At 68.0% G+C, this 13,380-nt stretch carries 10 protein-coding genes; 3 read left to right on the top strand and 7 right to left on the bottom strand.

The genetic code is table 11. The annotated features are described in order from the left end of the window. Window positions 1-22: 22 nt before the first annotated feature. Complete coding sequence (locus P3W75_RS05530) at window positions 23-820, bottom strand: SDR family NAD(P)-dependent oxidoreductase (protein ID WP_276226354.1); 798 nt, start codon at window positions 818-820, stop codon at window positions 23-25. Between the two features lie 215 nt (window positions 821-1,035). After that, window positions 1,036-1,842 carry an SDR family NAD(P)-dependent oxidoreductase gene (locus tag P3W75_RS05525; protein ID WP_276226353.1) on the bottom strand — a complete coding sequence of 269 codons (807 nt, stop codon included), beginning with the start codon at window positions 1,840-1,842 and terminating at the stop codon, window positions 1,036-1,038. Window positions 1,843-2,179: 337 nt separating this feature from the next. Here P3W75_RS05525 and P3W75_RS05520 point away from each other — a divergent pair, with 337 nt between their 5' ends. Continuing rightward, window positions 2,180-2,341: a PSPA7_2676 family Cys-rich small protein gene (locus P3W75_RS05520; protein ID WP_276226352.1), complete on the top strand. Its 162-nt coding sequence runs from the start codon at window positions 2,180-2,182 to the stop codon at window positions 2,339-2,341. Between the two features lie 42 nt (window positions 2,342-2,383). Here the strand turns inward: P3W75_RS05520 and peaD are convergent, their stop codons facing one another. The 5 genes from peaD to ccsA form a co-directional block, all read right to left on the bottom strand. Beyond that, window positions 2,384-3,463, bottom strand: a complete 1,080-nt coding sequence (peaD, locus tag P3W75_RS05515) for a quinohemoprotein amine dehydrogenase subunit beta (protein WP_276226356.1) — start codon at window positions 3,461-3,463, stop codon at window positions 2,384-2,386. Between the two features lie 68 nt (window positions 3,464-3,531). After that, window positions 3,532-3,855: a quinohemoprotein amine dehydrogenase subunit gamma gene (gene qhpC / locus P3W75_RS05510; RefSeq protein ID WP_276226351.1), complete on the bottom strand. Its 324-nt coding sequence runs from the start codon at window positions 3,853-3,855 to the stop codon at window positions 3,532-3,534. Window position 3,856: 1 nt separating this feature from the next. After that, window positions 3,857-5,287: a quinohemoprotein amine dehydrogenase maturation protein gene (gene peaB, locus P3W75_RS05505; protein WP_276226350.1), complete on the bottom strand. Its 1,431-nt coding sequence runs from the start codon at window positions 5,285-5,287 to the stop codon at window positions 3,857-3,859. A 90-nt stretch (window positions 5,288-5,377) separates the two neighbouring features. Next, the gene (peaA, locus tag P3W75_RS05500) at window positions 5,378-6,901 is read right to left on the bottom strand and encodes a quinohemoprotein amine dehydrogenase subunit alpha (RefSeq protein WP_276226355.1); all 1,524 of its coding nucleotides are present in this window, start codon (window positions 6,899-6,901) and stop codon (window positions 5,378-5,380) included. 244 nt (window positions 6,902-7,145) lie between these two features. Next, on the bottom strand, window positions 7,146-9,335 hold the full coding sequence (gene ccsA / locus P3W75_RS05495; protein WP_276226349.1) for a cytochrome c biogenesis protein CcsA: 2,190 nt from the start codon (window positions 9,333-9,335) through the stop codon (window positions 7,146-7,148). Window positions 9,336-9,733: 398 nt separating this feature from the next. Between ccsA and P3W75_RS05490 the strand changes: the two genes are divergently transcribed. Together P3W75_RS05490 and P3W75_RS05485 are read left to right on the top strand one after the other, a co-directional pair. Then, window positions 9,734-11,410 carry an MFS transporter gene (locus P3W75_RS05490; RefSeq protein ID WP_276226348.1) on the top strand — a complete coding sequence of 559 codons (1,677 nt, stop codon included), beginning with the start codon at window positions 9,734-9,736 and terminating at the stop codon, window positions 11,408-11,410. 207 nt (window positions 11,411-11,617) lie between these two features. Next, window positions 11,618-13,111, top strand: a complete 1,494-nt coding sequence (locus tag P3W75_RS05485; RefSeq protein ID WP_276226347.1) for an aldehyde dehydrogenase family protein — start codon at window positions 11,618-11,620, stop codon at window positions 13,109-13,111. Window positions 13,112-13,380 lie beyond the last annotated feature (269 nt).

Below are 13,380 nucleotides of genomic sequence, written 5' to 3'. Positions count from 1 at the left end.
ATCCAGCAATCGCGGGCGCGGCTCAATCCACCCGCACGCCATAACGCGCCGCCGGCACGCGGCCCGACAGGTACGGCGCCAGGCTCTCGCGGGCGCGGGTGAAGGCGTCGAAACCCTCCATGTCGGGCAGCGCCGGGATGGTGACGACCTCGCCCTGGGCCAGGCCGGCCAGGGCCGCGTCGACCATGTGCCCGACTTCCATGAGGATATCTTCCGGCACATCGACCCCCGAGCGCTCCCAGATCTCGGTGCGGGTGGCGCCGGGCAGCACCGCCTGCACGCGCACGCCCAACGGCGCCAGTTCCTGCTGCATGGACAGGGTCAGGTTGAGGAGGAATGCCTTGCTGCCGCTGTACACGCCGTTGTTCGGGTCCGGCGCCAGGGCCAGGATCGACGCGAGGTTGACGATGGTGCCCTGCCGCCGCGCGGCGAAAGCTCGCGCCGCCGCGCTGGCCAGGCGCATGGTGGCCAGTATGTTGAGGGTGACGATCCGCTCCAGCTGGTCCGGATCGGTGACCGCCAGGCCGCCCATCACCGCCACCCCGGCGTTGTTCACCAGCATGCCGATGCTGGCATCCTCCGCCAGGCGGGCCTCGACGCGGGCGAGGTCCTCGCGGCGGGTCAGATCGGCCGGCAGCACCGCCACATCCACGCCATGCTCGGCGTGCAAACGCTTCGCCAGGGCCTCCAGCCGCGCCGCGTCGCGGGCCACCAGCAGCAGGTCATGGCCCTGGGCGGCAAGGCGCTGCGCGTAAGTGGCGCCAATGCCCGCCGAAGCGCCCGTCACCAATGCGCGCCCCTTCTTGTCGTTCGTACTCATCGCCTATCCTCCGGCCGCCTTGGCCCTGTCATTCGAAATACGGGGCTCGCGCAACGCGCGGAGGCACCCTCGATGGGCGTTCGATCCTAGGCATATACCGGGGCCGGTCAATCGACCGAAATGGCGACGTCATTTGGAGCGACAGGTCCGATGAAGCACAAACGCGACGCCCCGGCCAGGGCCAGGGCCGGGGCGTCGCGTGTTGCGCGAAGGGCTCAGCCCAGCTGCACGCCGTAGCGCTCGGCCGGCAGGCGCAGCGACAGGTTTGGCCCGAGCTTCTGCCGGGCCTGGGTGTAGGCCTGGAAGTCGGCGGCTTCCGGCAACGCCGGGATGGTCACCGCCTCGCCCTGGGCCAGGCCGGCCAGGGCCGCGTCGACCATGTGCCCGACCTCCATCAGCATGGCTTCGGGCAGGTGCTCGATGCCGGCGCCGGAGCGGTCCCAGATCTCGGTGCGGGTCGCCCCCGGCAGTACCGCCTGCACGCGCACGCCGGACGCGGCCAGTTCCTGCTGCATCGACAGGCTCAGGTTGAGCACGAAGGCCTTGGTGCCGCTGTAGCTGCCGTTGAACAGCTCCGGGGCCAGCGCCAGCACCGAGGCGACGTTGATGATGGTGCCCCGGCCGCGCGCGCTGAAGGCCTTGGCGGCGGCGCCGGCGAGGCGCGCCACGGCGATCACGTTGAGCTCGATCATGCTTTCCAGGCGGTCCAGGTCGGTGTCCACCAGGGTGCCGTTGATGGCCACCCCGGCGTTGTTCAGCAGCAGGCTGATGTCGGCGTCCCGGGCCAGGCGCGCCTCGACGCGGGCGCGGTCCTCGCGGCGGGTCAGGTCGGCCGGCAGCACCGCCACGTCCACCCCGAACTCGCCGTGCAGGCGCTCGGCCAGTTGCCCCAGGCGCGCCTGGTCGCGGGCCACCAGCAGCAGGTCGTAGCCCTGGGCGGCGAGGCGTTGCGCGTAGGTGGCGCCGATACCCGAGGAAGCGCCGGTGATCAGGGCGCGGCCGAGCGTGCTGTTCGAACTCATGGTCATCTCCAGTGGGCCAGCCGTGCCGGCCTTGCGTCGAGTGGGATATGGACGCCTGGATGGCGTCCCGAATGGCGGCCTTTGAATTACAACCGTCATTTCTTGATGGAAATATTATGCTCATAATTTTATCTGTCAACGCCCTTTCGACAACGACGACCAACGGCGCGCGGGAGCGCCGCCACGTCCGTCCATCGACCCCGGCCAGGATTAGATTGTCGATTCTAGAGGGCCCGGCGGATGCTGGCGGCGACCGTCACCAGACAAGAACAAGCCGGGGCGATCCCAACCCACTCTGCCTGTTCTACGCTCGGGCCGACGCCCGACGGGAGGTCACATGCGCTTGCGCTGCTTTTTCCTGGGGTGCCAGTGGAGCGAGGGGGCGCTCACCCGCGTGGGTGAGACGCTGATGCTGCATCAACGCTGCAGCCATTGTGGCGCGCAGCGCTATCTGAGTAAGCAGGAAGCGGAGCCGGAGGTCGTCGACCCCGGCGCCTGACGCGCCAGGTGGGCGCCGCCGGGCGGCGGCGCCCACGCGCCTTCAGCGAATGAAGGCCTGGCTGTTGGTGATGGCCATGTCGCCGCCGGGCAGCTCGATCTTGCCCAGGGGCTTGAGGCTGTCGGCATCGAAGATGGCGATGTCGTGCAGGGTGCCGCTCAGGTAGATCTTGTTGCCGGCCTTGTTCAGGTTGACGCAGTAGTACGAGTGGTCGAGGTTGGCCGCGCTCAGCAGCTTCTGCTCCTTGATGTCGTACTTGGTCAGCCGGTTGAGCACGCCGTAGATCAGGTTGGAGTCCTTCGGCGAACGCATGGCGCTGAAGTACACCTCGGTGACCGGACCGAAATCGGTGGTCTCGGTCTTGCCGGTGGCCAGGTTGACGCTGAAGTAGCCGTAGAGGAAATCGGCGGTGGCCGGGTCCTGCTTGGCGTCCTTGAACTTCGCGGTGGTGTACAGCAGCAGGAAGTCGCGGCTGTAGGTCTGCTGGTCCCACACGTAGAGCACGTCCGGCGGCGAGTAGTTCGGGCGCTTCCAGTTGCGGCTGGGAATCGCCACGTCGAACTTGCCGGTCTTCACGTCGACCTTGTAGATGTCCGGGCCGGCCACGTACAGGGTGCCGTCGTCGGCCATCTGCATGATGGTCAGCTGGCGCGGCGCCGGGAAGGTGCGGATCGGCTTGGCGTCCATCCCGCCGTCGGCGGCGTAGACCTGCAGGCGCGGCGGCTGCACCTCGTAGTGCTCGGCGAGGATCTTGGTCGGGTTGGCGATGGCGTAGACCTCCTTGCCATCGCGGCTCACGGTCATGGCGAACATCGACCGCGCGTTCTCCCCCGGCTGCTGCGCGATGGTGGCGTGGAACACCGCCTTGCAGTCGTCCAGCTGCACGCCGTAGATGTCAGCGTAGTGGTTGTTGAGGACGTAGGCGATCTTCTTGTCCGGCGACAGCTGGATCACGCCCGGGCCATAGGCGCCGGGGACCTTGCAGGTCTTGAAGAGCTTGTCGGACTGCATGTCGATGACGTGCAGGTTGTCCGGGTAGTTGGTGGTGACCAGGTACTCGTGGCCGGCCTCCAGGGCCTTGCCTTCGTCGGCCGCGTAGGCCTGCAGCGCGCCGGCGGCCATGATTCCGCCCAGGACGGCGGCGAATGCTTTTCTGGACATGCAGTTCTTCCTCTTGTTCTTCTGTCCGCTCATTTGTCGTCCGGGAATACGGTGCCGAGGTTGCGCCAGTTCTCCGCGGAGGCCTGCGCGTCCTTGTTCCAGTCCTGGTAGGTGCTCATCATGTCCGGCACCTGCGCCGGCCACCAGCAGGGGTCGGAGCACCCGTAGAGGTCGGCTTCCATCGGCTGGCACAGCGACGACACGCCGCCGAACACGTCGATTTCCCAGCCCGGGTCGGTGGTGGAGGCGCAACCGGCGACCGAGTTCATCGCCACCACGTCCTCGATGCGGTCCTCGGCGGCGGCCTGCTCCAGCTGCTGCGCCTTATTGTTGATCGCTTTGAGATGCTTCATGTCAGTGCGCCTTCCGCGGAGTGATGTGGCGGTCGATGAAGCTGGGGTTCGAGGCCATGATCCGGCTGTAGACCTCGATGCCGAAGTCCACCCAGTCCCTCATCAGTTCGCAGTAGTGGTAAGTGGGGTGCGCCGGGTCGCCGTAGCGCGCGTAGCTCTCGTGGTAGCAGCCGCCGGAACACAGGTTGCGGATGCGGCAGCTGGCGCAGCCGGTGTCGGTGCGGTCCAGGCGTTGCGAGAGGAACTCGTTCAGCTCGGCCTGCTTCACCCCGTTGTGCACGTTGCCGAAGGTCGGCAGCGAGGAGCCGGTGAAGCGGTGGCACAGGTTCAGTTCGCCCTTGTGGTCCACCGCCAGCATCTTCAGCCCGGCGCCGCACGGCAGGGCTTTCTTCTGCCCTTCGTGGATGTCGGTGATCAACTGGTGCAGGTTGGAGAAGCCGATGTTGCGCCCCTCCAGCGCTTCCGCCAGGTAGCGGCGGCCCAGCGCCTTCATGTTGGCGAACACCTGCTGCAGCTCTTCGCCGGTGAGGTTGAAGCTGCTGATGTCGCCGGAGGTGACCGGGGCGAAACCGACTTCGGCGAAGCCCATCTCGTTGAACAGGTGATCCCAGATGGTCTCGACGTCGGTGACGCCAGTGGTCAGGGTCACCCGCGCGCCCACCGGACGGCTCTTGTAGCGCGACAGCAGCATGTCGGCCTTGCGCCGCACCACGTCATAGGTGCCCTGCCCGCCCACGGTGATGCGGTTGCGGTCGTGCACCGTCTTCGGCCCGTCGATGCTGATGGAAAGCCCGAAGCGGTGGGCGTTCAGCCAGTCGGCGATCTCCTCGGTGAGCAGCGTGGCGTTGGTGGTCATGACGAAGTCCACCTGCTTGCCCAGCTCGCCGAAACGGCGCTCGCAGTACGCCACCATGTGCTCGATCAGCGGCCGGTTGGACAGCGGTTCGCCACCGAAGAACACCACGGTGTAGCGCTTCTCGTCGGGCGATTCCTTGAGCAGCATCTCCACCGAGGCTTCGGCGGTGTCCGCGCCCATCTTCTTGCCGGCCGAGGGCTTGTCCAGGTCTTCCTTGTAGCAGTAGGTGCAGCTGAGGTTACAGCCGGTGTTGACGTTCAGCACCACGGTGTTGAGCGCGGTGCGGTCGACTTTCTTGATGCCGATTTCCGGCGTCAGCGGCGAGCCGTCGCTGACCAGTTCCAGCGCGATCAGCTCGCGCAGGGTCTCGTCGATTTCCTCGGCGCCGAAGCGCCCGCTCAGACGCTGGGTCAGCTCGGCCGGCGAGCAGGCGTGCCCGCGCAGCGCGTCGATGATCCCGCCGGTCAGCTCGTCGCTGGCGAACAGCGAGGAACTGGGGATGTGGAACAACAGGCGGTCGGCGTCCACCTGCACTTCATGCAGGTTGCGCTCGACCAGATTCAAGATGGCGCCCATGGCGACCTCCCGGAACTTGCTTGGGACACCCCGCCCGCAGGCGGGGGTTCATGCGATCAGTTCATCCGAACCGCGATTCTTCGCGAGAAATCACGGGATCGGCGGGTTGTTCCAGCGCTGCACGGTGACGATCATGTGGCCTTCGCCGGTGCGGGTCTGCCCGGCGTCGTCCACCGCGGCGATCACCTTCAGGTTGCCGGCGTTGTTGGTCATCATCTTGCGCGCGGGGTTGGGGCCGGCGTCGCCCGGGGTGAACACGCCGCTGGCGGCGTCCATCACACCGGCGAACTTGACGTCCTGGTCTTCCTTGGCGCGGTCGTCGAAGGGCTCCACCGTCCAGTTGGCCGGGAACACCCCGATGCGGAACGGCTTGCCGTCGGCGCCCTTGCCCCAGGCCTCGGCGTCGAAGCTGCCCTGGACCTTGGGCGTGGAACCGCCGTTGCCGCCGATGCGCGCCACCGAGAACTCCGGCACCACCTTCACTTCGGCGATGTCCTTGTACACCGCCAGGCTACCGCCCTTGACGCTGCCGACGCTGACTTCGCGCTCGCCGGCGGCGGCCGAAGCGTCGGCCTTGACCTTCACGGTCACGCGCTCGGGGGTTTCCGACACCACGGAGACCACCTCGACGCCCTTGCCGAACGACGGCTTGCCCTTCAGGCCGCTGCCGATGACGCTGACCTCGGTCTCGCTGCCGGCCTTCAGGTACGCCGGCTGCACGCCCAGCACATGGCTGGTGCCGCTGTGCGCGGCGACGAAGTCCAGGCCGCGCTCGTCGTGGGCCTTGTCGAACATGCGGCCCTGCATCTGGCCCTTCAGCGCGGCGAACACCTGGCGCATGGTCACGTCGCCGACGGTGACGTTGCCGCGCCATTCAAAGCCGTTGTACAGCACCGCGCTACCCTCGCCGTTGAACGGGGTGCCGTCGGCGTACTGGCCCTTGACGCTGACCTTGAACTGGTCGTCGGCGCCGCCGGAAACGCTCATGCTGCCGGCCACGTCGCCCTTGCCCGGCATATGCCCGGCGAAGCTCCACTCGCCGGCCAAGGTCTCGGCCTTCGGCCGGTTCTTCTGCCAGTCGCTCCAGGCCTGGCTGTCCAGCGGGAAGCGCTTGGCCAGCTCGGGGACCATCTCTTTCTTGGCCAGGTCGAACCAGTCGCGGTCGCGGGACAGCGCCTGGTACTCCAGCGACGGCCAGCGGCCGAGGTGGAAGTTCACCAGCTTCTCCCACTCCGCCGCCGGGCGACGTTGCAGGGCGATGCGCGCGGCCGAGTGGCAGCGAGCGCACATCTGCTCGAAGTTGGTATCGAATTTCTCGACGGTGTTCAGCCGGCGCTCCATGGCGTAGCGCACCCCGTCGGTCTCGCTGGGCGCCAGGCCCTGCTTGTCGGCGAGGAACTTGACCACCGAGCGGCGCTCGTCGTCGCTGATCTTCAGGCCGTACATCACCTGCATCCGCGCAATGCTCATCAGCCAGCCTTCCGGCGTCTTGCGCTGGTGGCTGATGCGGCTCAGGGAATTGTTGCCTTCGGGTGTGTGGCACGCCATGCACTTGGCGTTGATGATGGTCTGGCCATCGGCGGCGTGGGCCGGTTGCTGCAAGGCCATGGCCATCGCAGCGAGGGTTCCGGCGCCCAGGTAATGCCGAAGTCGTATCAGCTTCAAGATCAGGCCTCCTCGGTATTTCTTGTTGATATTGTTCTGCGCCCACCGCTGGGCGAACAGCTGGTTCCGTCTAGCTCCCAAGCTGTTTAGCAGGTTGTGTGCCACTACCCTGGAAGCCCCGTCGAATCAGGCTTTCGACGAACATCCGGCACACCCTGCGACACGTTGGCGCGTCTAATTTCGCGATTGCTGTCTAACTCTGAGACAGCCCGTCGAGACGCGCCTGCGATCCAGTATGGACGCGCCTGGAAGAAGCGCCCGCGCCCGGCAGCAGCAAGGCGCCGAACAGCATGCAACCCAACCCCAGCCAGACGAACGAGAGCAGCGGGTAGCGGCGGATCACCACCAGGCTCTCGATCGCCTCGCCCTTCTGCCCCATCAGCCGTGGCGAGGCCGGCACCCACACCTGCAGGTCGCCGAGCCAGCCACGGATGATGAAGGGGTGCAGCACGTAGCCACGGTCGGAGGCGAAGCGCGCGTAGTGGTAGTCGAGAATCTCGCACAGCTGACGCACCGGGCCCTGGTAGGCGGGCGGGTTGCCGCGGCTGTCCTGGAACAGCGCGTGGCCCTCCAGTTCGTGGCCGCCCTCGCGCAGCTCCACCTTGGCCAGCGAGCGGTAGCCGGAATAGCTGCGCTGGGTGCCGTCGGGCAACACGCGCATCTGCATGCCGTTGGCCAGGGGCCGCCATTGCTCGAAGGAGGCGTCGGCGGGAATGGTCACCTGCAGGTAGGTGTTCAGCGCCGTGGCCGCCAGGCCGCCGACCAGCGCCACCACCGCGCCGCCGTGGATCAGCGCCACGCCGCCGCTGTAGCGCAGGTTGCCCAGGCGCCGGCTGCGCCACAGGCTGAGGACGCACCAGAGCGCGCAGCTGGCCAGCAGGAAGACGCCGCCCAGCAGCGCCGCGTCCAGCCAGGGCAACACCACCACGACGTTCTGCGAGAGCATGCCCTCGCCGCTGTAGCCGGCGCTCAGCCAGCCGCCGCGCCAACCCACCAGCAGCATCGCCACGGCCATCGCCAGGGTCGCCGCCAGCCCCAGGCGCGGCCGCCCGCAGCGGCGCAGGAAGCTGTAGCCGCCGACCAGGCCGAGCAGCCCGAGCAGCGGTAGCAGCCAGCGCGCCAGGCCGTAGCCGTTCACGTCCCATTGGTCGAAGGCGCGGCGCAGGCTGTGCATCTCCTCGGTACCGGCCCAGGCCGCGAGGGTCTCGAAGAACGGCTTGAGCTCGTCGGGCCGCTCCAGCCCCAGCCACTCGTAGAGATGCGCCTGCAGCAGCGCGCCGAGGGCCAGCAGGGCGCTGCCGGCGAACAGGTAGATGGCCACGTCCAGGGTCCAGTCCGAGCGGGTCTTGCGCGGCGCCGCCGCACCGCCGCGCAATGCGGCCCAGACGGCCAGCGCCAGCAGCGCGGCGGCCAGGCCCAGGTGCGCCAGCCAGGAGGTGCTGCCGATGTAGCGGTGCGAACTGGCCAGCACCGTGCTGCGGGTCACCGCCATGGCGCCGCAGGCCATCGCCGCCGCCAGCAGGCTGAGCAGCGGCAGCAGGCGCCGGTTGGCGCCGTCCGCGCGCCAGCGGCGGGCGCCGTGCAGCACCGCGCCGAGCAGCGCCCAGACCACGAAGGCCGAGGTCTGCACCGGGTCCCAGTGCCACAGCTGGCCGAAGGTGAAGTCCTCCATGGCCCAGGCCATGCCGGCGCCGATGCCGGCGCTGAGCACCAACCAGGCGCGCCGCCCGTAGCGCAGGGCCAGGGCGCTGTAGGCCGTGGCGTTGCCGCGCAGGGCGTCCAGCGCCGCCCCGGCCGGCGCCAGCGCCCAGGCGTAGGCGGCCAGCACCAGGGGCGCGTGGAAAGCCATCCAGAAAGTTTGCAGATGGGCGTTCATGCCCTGGCTGGGCTGCGCCGCGAGCCACTGCGCCGGGGTCGCCGAGAACGGCCCCAGCCAGGCCGAGGTGGCGGCGTACCAGGCGGCCATCAGCGCACCGACACGCCCGCTCCAGCCGCCCTGCCCGGCCTGGCCGCTGGCGATGCTCAGGCAGAAGGTCGCCAGCAGCAGCACCGTGCCCTCGTCGCCGCCCCACAGGTTGCACAACTTCAGGTAGCCGGGCAGCGCGGCGCTGCTGTAGAGCCAGGCGTAGCGCAGCTGGAAGTGGTCGGCGTACAGGTGCAGGGCCAGCGCCAGGCAGGCGCCCCAGAGCGCGCCCAGGGCCAGCGGCCAGGTGTAGCGGCGGGTTTCGGCGCGCAGCGCGCCGAAGGTGCTGAGCGCGGCCGCCGCCCACAGCCAGGCGTTGCCCAGCAACGGCAGCCCCCATAACAGCAGACAGCTCACGGCGCCCGCGCACAGGGCCAGCGGGACGGGGGAAAACGCGGGAATGGACTTCCTCTTGTTCAACTCGGGCCTCCTTGGAGCCGCTCCGCGCCACGCCGTCTGACGCGGCGGGCGGAGCGGCCGGCGAGTCGCTACACATTGCATGCCAGGACCGCGAAATCCTTGCGCCACAGGCACTTGGCGCGCGCGAATGGAAACCTCGCGGTCACAGTATCGTCGCAAATCGCGACACCCTGCCCGGCCTGAGACAAGCCCCTCGGCGGCCGCGATGATGGCGAGTGGATATCCGTCCCGCGGCGTTTATGCTTAGGGGTGGCCCACCCGCCTTGCCGGGCCAGGGCGAAGCCTGCCTGCAGTCCCGCTTCGCGCAATCCGTGTTCCGCTGATTCAACCCCAGGGCCCGAGTACGGCAACACTGGTGAAGCACTCCGGCCTAGCACAAGAACAAGACGGAGAAGAACATGGCGCAGACCTACAGCCCGGCCGCGGGCAACACGCCCCACAGCGGCATCACCAAGGAGGAGCGCAAGGTCATCTTCGCTTCCTCCCTCGGCACCGTATTCGAGTGGTACGACTTCTACCTGTACGGCTCGCTCGCGGCGATCATCGCGAAGCACTTCTTCGCCGGGGTCAACGAGACCACGGCGTTCATCTTCGCCCTGCTCGCCTTCGCCGCCGGCTTCGCGGTGCGCCCCTTCGGCGCCATCGTGTTCGGTCGGCTGGGCGATCTGGTCGGGCGCAAGTACACCTTCCTCATCACCATCGTCATCATGGGCGTGTCCACCGCCCTGGTCGGCATGCTGCCCAGTTACGCCAGCATAGGCGTGGCGGCGCCGATCATCCTCATCAGCCTGCGCCTGCTGCAGGGCCTGGCGCTGGGTGGCGAGTACGGCGGCGCGGCGACCTACGTGGCCGAGCACGCGCCCAAGGGGAAGCGCGGCTTCTTCACCTCGTGGATCCAGACCACCGCGACCCTCGGCCTGTTCCTCTCGCTGCTGGTGATCATGGCTTGCCGCACCGCCATGGGCACCGAAGCCTTCGAGGCCTGGGGCTGGCGGATTCCGTTCCTGCTGTCGATCGTGCTGCTGGCCATCTCGGTGTACATCCGCCTGCAGCTCTCCGAGTCGCCGGTGTTCAAGCGCATGAAGGAGGAAGGCACCTCGTCCAAGGCGCCGCTGACCGAATCCTTCGGCCGCTGGAACAACCTCAAGGTGGTGATCATGGCGCTGCTCGGCGGCACCGCCGGGCAGGCGGTGGTCTGGTACACCGGGCAGTTCTACGCGCTGTTCTTCCTGCTGCAGACCCTGAAGATAGACGCGCAGACCGCCAACCTGCTGATCGCCGGCTCGCTGCTGCTGGGCACGCCGTTCTTCGTGTTCTTCGGCAGCCTGTCCGACCGCATCGGGCGCAAGAAGATCATCATGGCCGGCTGCATCCTCGCCGCCCTGACCTACTTCCCGATCTTCAAGGGCCTGACCGAGTTCGGTAACCCCGACGTGTTCGCCGCCCAGGCGAAGAACCCGGTCACGGTGGTCGCCGACCCCGGCGCCTGCTCCTTCCAGTTCGACCCGGTGGGCAAGGCCAGATTCGTCAGCTCCTGCGACCTGGCCAAGAGCCTGCTGGCGAAGAAAGCCATCCCCTACGAGAACCTCAAGGCCGAGCCCGGCGCGGTGGCGCAGATCCACATCGGCGACAAGGTCATCGCCAGCTTCGAGGGCACCGGCATGGCCGCCACGGACTTCAAGGCGCAGTCCGAGGCCTTCACCGCGCAGATGGGCGCCGCGCTCAAGGAGGCCGGCTACCCCGAGAAGGCCGACCCGGCGAAGATCAACCACCTGGCGGTGCTCCTGTTGCTGACCGTGCTGGTGATCTACGTGACCATGGTCTACGGCCCGATCGCCGCCTGGCTGGTGGAGCTGTTCCCGGCGCGCATCCGCTACACCTCCATGTCGCTGCCCTACCACATCGGTAACGGCTGGTTCGGCGGCTTCCTGCCCACCGTGGCCTTCGCCATGGTGGCGGCCACCGGCGACATCTATTACGGCCTCTGGTACCCAATCGTCATCGCGGTGATGACGGCCATCCTCGGCATCTTCTTCATGCCCGAGACCAAGGACCGCGACATCGGCCACACCTGATCCAGGCCCCGACCACGACGGCCCGCCATGCGCGGGCCGTCGCGCTCCCGGGTGTCTCAGGAGTGTCGCAAGCTGCGACAGTGACGCCGGGGCACGCCTAGCCATTCTGAGAATATTAATATAAATATCAAATACTTAAATAATATCGACCGCGTTGGCATAGCGGTTGCGATAGCCGCCTCGACAACTCAACAAGAGGCAATCGCAATGCTCGCTTCCCTGCCCATCAAGCCCGAATCCCGCGCCTTCCTGCAGCGCGCGCCGAAGATGCTCATCGGCGCCGATTGGACCGGTGCCGCCGATGGCGCCCTCATGGACCTGCGCAACCCTGCCTCCGGCGAAGTGCTCTGCCAGGTGCCGTCCGCCGGCGCCGCCGACGTCGACCGCGCCGTGCGCGCCGCGCGCCAGGCCTTCGACGATTCGCCCTGGAGCCGCATGCGCCCGCGCGAGCGGCAGAACCTGCTGTGGAAGCTCGCCGACCTGATGGAACGCGACGCCGACCTGCTCGCCGAACTGGAATGCCTGAACAACGGCAAGAGCGCCGCCGTGGCGCGCGTCATGGACGTGCAGCTGGGCATCGACTTCCTCCGCTACATGGCCGGCTGGGCCACCAAGATCGAAGGCTCCAGCGTCGAAGTGTCGATGCCGCTGATGCCCAACGACGACTTCCATGGCTTCATCCGCCGCGAGGCGGTGGGCGTGGTCGGCGCCATCGTCGCCTGGAACTTCCCGCTGCTGCTGGCCTGCTGGAAACTCGGCCCGGCCCTGGCCACCGGCTGCACCGTGGTGCTCAAGCCGGCCGACGAAACCCCGCTGAGCGCCCTCAAGCTGGCCGAGCTGGCCCTGGAAGCCGGCTACCCGGCGGGCGTGTTCAACGTGGTCACCGGCACCGGCATCACCGCCGGCGCCGCCCTCACCCACCACCCGCTGGTGGACAAGCTGACCTTCACCGGCTCCACCGCCGTGGGCAAGGAAATCGGCAAGGCGGCCATGGACAACATGACCCGCGTGACCCTGGAACTGGGCGGCAAGTCGCCGACCATCGTCCTCGCCGACGCCGACCTGAACAGCGCCGCCGCCGGCGCCGCCCAGGCCATCTTCTTCAACCAGGGCCAGGTGTGCTGCGCCGGCTCGCGCCTGTACGTGCAGCGCAAGCACTTCGACAACGTGGTGGCCGACATCGCCGGCATCGCCAACGGCATGAAACTGGGCAACGGCCTGGACCCGAGCGTGGACATGGGCCCGCTGATCTCCGCCCGCCAGCAGCAGCGCGTGCACAACTACATCGAGCTGGGCCGCGAGAAAGGCGCCACCATCGCCTGCGGCGGCGAACAGTTCGGCCCCGGCTACTTCGTCAAGCCGACGGTCATCGTCGACGTCGACCAGAAGAACCCGCTGGTGCAGGAGGAAATCTTCGGCCCGGTGCTGGTGGCCATGCCCTTCGACGACATCGACGACGCCCTGCGCCTGGCCAACGACAGCCCCTACGGCCTGGGGGCGAGCATTTGGTCCAACGACCTGGGCGCGGTGCACCGGATGATCCCGAAGATCAAGTCCGGCTCGGTCTGGGTCAACTGCCACAGCGCCCTGGACCCGGCGCTGCCGTTCGGCGGCTACAAGATGTCCGGCCTGGGCCGCGAGATGGGCGCCGCCGCCATCGAGCATTACACCGAAGTGAAGTCGGTGCTGATCCGCCTGTAATCCCCCGCTGTCTACCTCGACCGGCGCGCCCCCGCGCCGGCGTTTACATCCCCCGCCGCGCCAGCGCCGGGGGATCTTTTTTTCTGCTGTCCGCGCGCCAGGCCGCAGCCGGCGCGGCGTGCGACCGTCCATCCCGGTTTCGCCGGGTTCCGGAACTCAGGGCGCACCGGGGCGGTCTGTCTGCTGTTGGCCACCACCGGGTGGGTCGCATGGCGCGCAGCCACCAGGCTGGCCGCGCCGCACCTCCGCCCGCTGCGCCCCCCATTCAT

It is taken from the genome of Pseudomonas citronellolis (assembly GCF_029335315.1).
Classification (GTDB): domain Bacteria; phylum Pseudomonadota; class Gammaproteobacteria; order Pseudomonadales; family Pseudomonadaceae; genus Pseudomonas; species Pseudomonas citronellolis_A.
Note: the sequence above shows the minus strand (reverse complement) of the source record. Positions and strands in the feature narration are given on the sequence as shown.

Bases quoted from the DNA above. Each gene is read 5' to 3' on its own strand.
- P3W75_RS05520 (WP_276226352.1), top strand. From the start codon at position 2,180: ATGCGCTTGCGCTGCTTTTTCCTGGGGTGCCAGTGGAGCGAGGGGGCG.
- peaB (WP_276226350.1), bottom strand. From the start codon at position 5,287: ATGGGCGCCATCTTGAATCTGGTCGAGCGCAACCTGCATGAAGTGCAG.
- P3W75_RS05530 (WP_276226354.1), bottom strand. From the start codon at position 820: ATGAGTACGAACGACAAGAAGGGGCGCGCATTGGTGACGGGCGCTTCG.
- P3W75_RS05525 (WP_276226353.1), bottom strand. From the start codon at position 1,842: ATGAGTTCGAACAGCACGCTCGGCCGCGCCCTGATCACCGGCGCTTCC.
- P3W75_RS05490 (WP_276226348.1), top strand. From the start codon at position 9,734: ATGGCGCAGACCTACAGCCCGGCCGCGGGCAACACGCCCCACAGCGGC.
- peaD (WP_276226356.1), bottom strand. From the start codon at position 3,463: ATGGCCGCCGGCGCGCTGCAGGCCTACGCGGCCGACGAAGGCAAGGCC.
- qhpC (WP_276226351.1), bottom strand. From the start codon at position 3,855: ATGAAGCATCTCAAAGCGATCAACAATAAGGCGCAGCAGCTGGAGCAG.
- peaA (WP_276226355.1), bottom strand. From the start codon at position 6,901: ATGGCCATGGCCTTGCAGCAACCGGCCCACGCCGCCGATGGCCAGACC.
- P3W75_RS05485 (WP_276226347.1), top strand. From the start codon at position 11,618: ATGCTCGCTTCCCTGCCCATCAAGCCCGAATCCCGCGCCTTCCTGCAG.